This is a genomic window from Shinella sp. SUS2, from assembly GCF_001262505.1.
Taxonomy (GTDB): Bacteria; Pseudomonadota; Alphaproteobacteria; order Rhizobiales; family Rhizobiaceae; genus Shinella.
This window is the reverse complement of sequence record NZ_KQ410748.1, coordinates 38,413-45,043: the sequence shown is the minus strand read 5'-3', so window position 1 is coordinate 45,043 and position 6,631 is coordinate 38,413. Positions and strand designations below refer to the sequence as shown.

Genomic DNA, 6,631 nt, shown 5'->3' with positions numbered 1-6,631 from the left:
CCGGCGGTCTCAGGCCGGCGCCACCGTGGCCGACTGTTGCTCCGCCCCGTGGCCGGTTTTTACTCCGCCGTTGACAAGCAGCCGATAGGTTACGCCGGGAAACTTCGCCCCCGTCGTCGCCTCGCTGGTCAGCGTGATGCCCGCGCCCAAAGCCACCATTCGGATCAGTGTATCCCTGTTGTAGACGGGGCAGCGCTCGACGCTTGGAGCATGACCTAGCTCCGATAGGTGCTTAAAGAGATAGTCATAAATTTCTGGGCCTGGATCCGCCTCGCTCACGATGAAGTGTTGGCCGCGCAAGTCGGCCCATTCGATCCGCTGCTTCGCGGCCAGCTCGTGTGTCTCCGGCAAGACTACAAAGACATGCTCGTACCAGAGCCTCGTCACTTCACATCCCATCGCTCTTGGATAGCCGGTAAGGAAGGCGATATCGATCTCGTGCAGCCGGACGGCGGCGATGTGAACAGCGGGTGCGCCCTCGACAAACTTTGTGCGGACGCCAGCATGCTGTGCGCGATATCGCTCGAGAAGTTCGGCGATGAATCCTGACGCGAGCGACGTGAATATCCCAATCCGCAGCACGCCCACCTCAACCCTGCCTGCTGCCCGAACCTCTTTTACGGCTAGATCGAGTTCATTGATGACCCGTCGCGCTCGTTTCACGAAATTTCTACCGGCTTCGGTTAACAAGACACCACGCTGATAGCGGATGAACAGCGCCGCGCCAGCCTCGTCTTCCAGATCGCGGATGCGTCGGCTGATTGCCGATTCCTGCACACCAACCGCTATCGCCGCCTGCCGGAAGCTGCCGTGTTCGGCTGCCGCGATCACATAATGAAGCTGACGAAGCTGGATTTCGGAATGGCGATCAAGACCGAGCACTCACCGCGACTCCCAGCGTTCTAGCGGTCGGGCAGAAGGCTTTCCTACCTCCTTCGAGATGAGTGCATAGTTTAAGATGAAAACATGCATGCCATATGCCAGCCGCAGGCAAACGACCAGTTTATCCTTGAAGGATCTTCGCGCGCCAAAATCGGCAGCCTGCATACTTTGCAAACATAACTCCTGTTAAACCCATGAATCACGCAGATCGCATCGCGGGAATCCCAAAACCCGCATCGCCTAAAAATCTTCCAAAGTAGTGCTAGTTCCAGGCTTCCGAGCTACCGAACGCCTCATCTGTTCTTCGCTTCTCTGATCGAAGGAAACGATCAGGATGCTTTCACATACTCTCCAGGAGCGTCAGCGGCCGGCGTCTCGATGTTGCTTGTCCCGCCGAGCCGAGGGGGCATCACCCGGTCGCCCGAATAGCTCGCAAGCCATGCCGTCCATTCCGGCCACCAGGAGCCTTGGCGGGTTGGTGCAAGCCGGACCCATTCGTCCGGCGAGACATAGGCGTCGCCCGGCACGCGTTTCATGATCTGATAGTGGCGGCGCGGACGCCCAGGCTCGCTGACGATACCGGCATTGTGGCCGCCGTTTGTCAGTGCAAAGGTGATCTCGGTGGGGATGAGGAGATGCAGTTTGTAGACTGAACGCCAGGGAGCGACATGGTCCGTCGTCGTTCCCACGCAGAAGATCGGGACACGCACATCGCCGAGCGAAACCGGGTGCTCTCCAACCTGATAGCGACCGGAAGAGAGATCATTCTGAAGATAGAGCCGTCGCAGATATTCCGAATGCATCTTTGCCGGGAGCCGTGTTCCATCCGCATTCCAGGCCATCAGGTCGTTCATCGGCCGTCGTTCGCCGAGGAAATACTCGTTTATGATGCGTGACCAGAACAGGTCGTATGAGCGCAGCATCTGGAAAGCCGCGTTCATCTGCTCGGCATGCAGGTAGCCGACTTCGGCCATCTGCGCTTCCAGCAGAGCGATCTGACTTTCGTTGATGAACAAGCCCAGCTCGCCAGGTTCGGTAAAATCCGTCTGGGCGGCAAGCAGCGTGACGGAGGCAAGACGATCGTCGTTGTCTCGCGCCATGGCCGCAGCGACGATCGAAAGCAGAGTGCCACCGAGGCAATAGCCTGCGGCGTGAACCTTGCTCGCCGCCGTGATCGCCGTGACGGTATTAAACGCGGCCTGAAACCCGAGCTCGATATACTCCGCCATCCCCATGTCGCGATCATCGGCGTCCGGGTTCTTCCAGGAAATACAGAACACGGTGAACCCTTGATCGACGAGATAACGGATCAGGGAATTGTGGGGCGATAGATCGAGGATGTAGTATTTCATGATCCAGGCCGGAACGATCAGGATCGGTTCAGGGTGGACCTGGTCAGTGGTCGGCGCATACTGGATCAGTTCGATCAGCCGGTTCCTGAACACGACTTTGCCAGGAGTGGTGGCGACCTGTTCTCCGACGACGAAATTCTCAGCACCGGCCGGGGGCAGGTTGGACATGCGCCGGGCAACGTCGTCAAAAAAATGCGACAGCCCGCGAGCAAGGTTCGCTCCCTCCTCGTCGATGCTTTTTTTGATCACCTCTGGATTGAGCGTCGCGAGATTGGTCGGCGACAGCATTTCGATCCACTGTTTGGCGCCGAAAGCGACGAGGCGTTGATGATGGGAATCGACACCCCATACGTCGCGGGTAGCTTCCTCCCACCATCTCGTCTGCATCTGAAACGATTGCCCGAGGACGTTAAACGGCCACTGCGCCCAGGCTGGATCGCTGAAGCGGCGATCGGTAAGCGGCGGAAACTTCGAGGCAAGGCCATCGTCGTGTTCCGACGACAGTCCCGCGTTCAGCAGCGCATGGATCTGCTCCATTTGCTCGAAAGCCAGGCGAGACAGATCGGCCCGCTTGCCAGGACTTGTCGCGAGATGGCTTGCCCAGTCCATCCACGCCAGCAAGGGAGATTCGGGCGAGATCGACGACCATATCTGCGACCATGCCGCATGAACGTCCTCATCTATGTTGCGGCTCTGCGATTCTTCTTGTTCTTTCATGACGATCACTTCATCGACGCCACGGTGTCCGGGTGGCGCATAGGGTAAACGGCGTTATCTCGAATGAGGCGGCAACCGGCTTCAGTTTTGGCGCTTGCGTGCACGACCCCGAGGATTTGGCGTCCTGCGTGCTGCCGAATTGTCAGAAGCAGGCTCAGAACCGTCTGTTTGATTTTCGGGCGGCGCGCTCGGTTCTTCGGTCGAGGTGGAATCCGGTGACGCCTCGCGTTGCGCCGTCGTTCTCGCGTGCAAAGCGGCCTGCTCGAAGAAGCCTGTGACATAGGCCAGCGCGTTTGCGGCGGCTTCAGGCAAGGCTTCATCATCCAGGCGGACAAGTTCGCCTATGGCGAGGGCCGCCTTTTCGATATGCTCGGCATCAGATCCTTCAAGCAAAGCTGGGATCGCCTTGATCGCTTCATCTCCCATATGGGAGAGCAAAAGCGCCTGTTCGCGGACAAGAACGCGAAAGTCAGCTTGCCTGGGTCCTGGCATCTCCGGATCGTCCCAAAGGCGGGCGGCACGATGGTAGAGACGTTCATCGACGCCACCACGATGTTTCAGCACATGGAAAAGCGCGCGGAGCGATGCCTCCAGCAACCCTCCCTGCTCGACCTTCGCCTCCAGCCCAGCCATCGACGCCTGGACCGTCCTGCGGTGTTCGGGTGTTCCCCCGGGGTGCGACCTCGCGGGGCGATCATCTGCAAGTGATTGTCCTGCGAGCGCTTTTAGCCAGGGAGAGCCGAACATGAGGCCGAATGAAAGCGCGTAAATTTCGTCCCTGTGGTCGCGATAGCGATCCAGAAAATGCACAAGTGCATCGGAGAAGTCCTTCTGCATCTGCAAGAAGGGATTGTCGGACGGAACTGGCTGTCTCTTGTCTCCGATTTCGGCGGCAAGCTCACGCACTTCCGCGCCGAGGGGGTGATCGCTGGACCAGGATTCGAACGACATTCGCAAGGGATGCAACGCCTGCAGCCACCGTGCGGAATACGATGTCGCAAACGCGCGTACCCAAGGCTGGAGGGTATTGCGATAGAGAGCGAGATTGATTTCCGAAACGCGAGCGGCGGCAGCGAAGCGGCGATCCGATTCAGGATCCGGGCGAACGATCTCACGAACCTCCCCGACACTGCTGCGCCTGACCGACATCAGATAAGGATCCGTGACGTCGGGGGCGTTCTCGGGCGTAGCGCTGACGGTCGCACGATAGATGCCTGCCGGAAAGAGATCGATCTGATCGATCAAGCTGGCAAACTTGCGGTGCTCCTTCTGGCCGACGCTGCTGGAGACGAAGATGCCGAGATGGCCAATACTGTCGTGTGTGGTGTACACGATCGTCTGATCGTTGCTGAGAACATCCTCGTCACTGTCGTAGAGGTCCGTGATCCATCCGAGCGCCTGCGGTGGCGGTGAGATGTTGTCGCCATAGGAGCAGAACACGATGATCGGCGAGCGGATGTTACGCAAGTCCACTCGAAGCCCATCGGATGTCAGCAACTGCGCGGTGGAGAGCTTGTTTCCGATAAACAGATTGTCGACGATGTATTGCATCTCGACATCGTTCAGGAAAACGTACCCGCCCCAGTATTTCTCGAAGCCGACATAGCGTTCCCGCTCAGTGTCCACCTTCGCATAAACGTTGTACTGCTTTACCCATAACGTATTAGCCGGATCGAGATTTTCGAAGTTCTGAACGAGCCACGCGCCGTCGAAGCGGCCTGCTCCCATGTCACTGGTCAGGGCCGTCAGCCAGCTGCCACCGAGTAGCCCTCCGGCGTATCGCATCGGGTTGTCACCGGCCCAGTAGGACAGCGGTGTGCCCGCGACGATGAGTGGACCGAACAGCTCCGGCCAGACGGAGGCGGCCATCAGCAATTGCCAACCTGCCTGGCAGTTCCCGATCACCGCAGGCTTGCCCTCACTGCCAGGATGGAGCTGCGCGACATGCTCGACGAAGGCCGCGAAACACCGCATGACGTCTTCGACGGTTTGTCCAGGGACCGGATCCGGGAGGAAGCCCACAAAATAGCAAGGGTGTCCCGCCTTCAGCGCGGCACCGATCTCGCTGTCCGGCTTGAAGCCGCCGATGCCCGGCCCATGGCCGGCTCTGGGATCGATCACGACGAACGGGCGCCTGGTTTCGTCGACCACGTTTCCGTCCGGTGGTGTGATGCGAACCAGCCGGTAGTTGGTCGGCCGCGGCAGATCGAGGCCTGACAGAATCGGCTCACTGGTGAAGTTGAGGACACCAGGGCTGCCCTCGCGTAGCTTCTGGCGATATTGATCACCGACTTCACGCTCGATGTCGGCAAAAAGGATCGTACGCTGCCAGGCGTCGGCACCGTAGGCCATCCCGGCTTCGGCCAGCGCCCACGGGTCCGCGAGGAGTTCGGACCATTGCCGTTTTTTGATCGTGGTTTGGGTCATGGTGTCCTCCTGACGCAGTTACCCGTCATGTATGAGAGTTGCTGTTAGCCCTCAGTCTGCTTCAAGCGCCAGCGCGACGCCCTGACCGCCTCCGATGCACAGTGTCGCCAAACCTTTGCTGGCATGACGGCGTCGCATTTCGTGGATGAGGGTGACGAGGATCCGCGCGCCTGACGATCCGATCGGATGACCAAGTGCGATGGCGCCGCCGTTGACGTTGACTTTCGACGTATCCCATCCGAGCTCGCGGTTGACCGCGAGTGCCTGGGCCGCGAACGCTTCGTTGGCCTCGATGAGATCGAGATCGGTGAGGTTCCAGCCGGCCCGTCGAAGGGTACGCTGGGTCGCGCCGACCGGGCCGATGCCCATGAAGGCCGGATCGACGCCGGCGCTGGCATAGGCCTTGATCCATGCGAGCACGGGCAAACCCAGGCTCTTTGCCTTGTCCGCGCTTGCAAGCAGAAGCAGGGCGGCTCCGTCGTTGATCGTCGACGCGTTGCCGGCCGTGACGGTCCCGTCCTTCTTGAAGGCCGGCTTCAGCTTCGCGAGGGCCTCGCAGGTCGTGTCGGCGCGCGGCTGCTCGTCGGTGTCGAAACTGACGGAGCCGCCTTTGCGCTGCGGAACATCGACGGGTGTTATCTCGTCACGAAAGCGGCCGAAGGCGACAGCATCGGCGGCCTTCTTCTGTGAGGTGGCGGCGAAAGCGTCCTGTTCCTCGCGTGTCAGCCCATAGCGTTCCGCCAGGTTCTCCGCCGTGATGCCCATGTGATAGTCGTTGAACGCGTCCCAGAGACCATCGCGGATCAGGCTGTCCTCGAGCTGGGCGTGGCCGAGACGCAGGCCCGTGCGCGCCTTCGCAAGAATGTAAGGGGCGAGGGACATGTTCTCCTGTCCTCCGGCCAGCACCAGATCGGCATCGCCGCAGGTAATAGCCTGTGCAGCAAGATGCACTGCCTTGAGACCTGAACCGCATACCTTGTTGACAGTGAGAGCTGGCACAGCATGGGGGAGCCCACCCCCGATCGCCGCCTGGCGTGCCGGGTTCTGTCCGCTGCCGGCGGTGACGACCTGGCCAAGAACAACCTCATCGATCTCTTCGGGCGAGATGGCAGTGGTTTCGAGGACCTTCCTGATCAGGATTGCACCGAGAGCGGAGGCTGGAAGGCCTGACAGCCCACCCTGGAAACTTCCGATCGCGGTTCGGGTCGCGGCCAGTATGGCTATTTCTCTTGTCATCAAATCTCCCTTGAAAA

General features: G+C 59.9%; 4 protein-coding genes. All 4 read right to left on the bottom strand.

Features of this window, described 5'->3' with window-relative positions; all coding sequences use genetic code 11:
- Positions 1-9: 9 nt before the first annotated feature.
- Complete coding sequence (locus AKG11_RS28745; protein ID WP_082342748.1) at positions 10-882, bottom strand: LysR family transcriptional regulator; 873 nt, start codon at positions 880-882, stop codon at positions 10-12.
- A gap of 329 nt (positions 883-1,211) precedes the next feature.
- Positions 1,212-2,951: a PHA/PHB synthase family protein gene (locus AKG11_RS28740; protein ID WP_050746406.1), complete on the bottom strand. Its 1,740-nt coding sequence runs from the start codon at positions 2,949-2,951 to the stop codon at positions 1,212-1,214.
- Positions 2,952-3,032: 81 nt separating this feature from the next.
- Positions 3,033-5,378 (bottom strand): DUF3141 domain-containing protein, encoded by a 2,346-nt coding sequence (locus AKG11_RS28735; protein WP_050746405.1) that lies wholly within the window; start codon positions 5,376-5,378, stop codon positions 3,033-3,035.
- Between the two features lie 51 nt (positions 5,379-5,429).
- A complete protein-coding gene (locus AKG11_RS28730; protein ID WP_050746404.1) occupies positions 5,430-6,614 on the bottom strand; it encodes an acetyl-CoA C-acetyltransferase in 1,185 nt (394 codons plus the stop codon).
- Positions 6,615-6,631 lie beyond the last annotated feature (17 nt).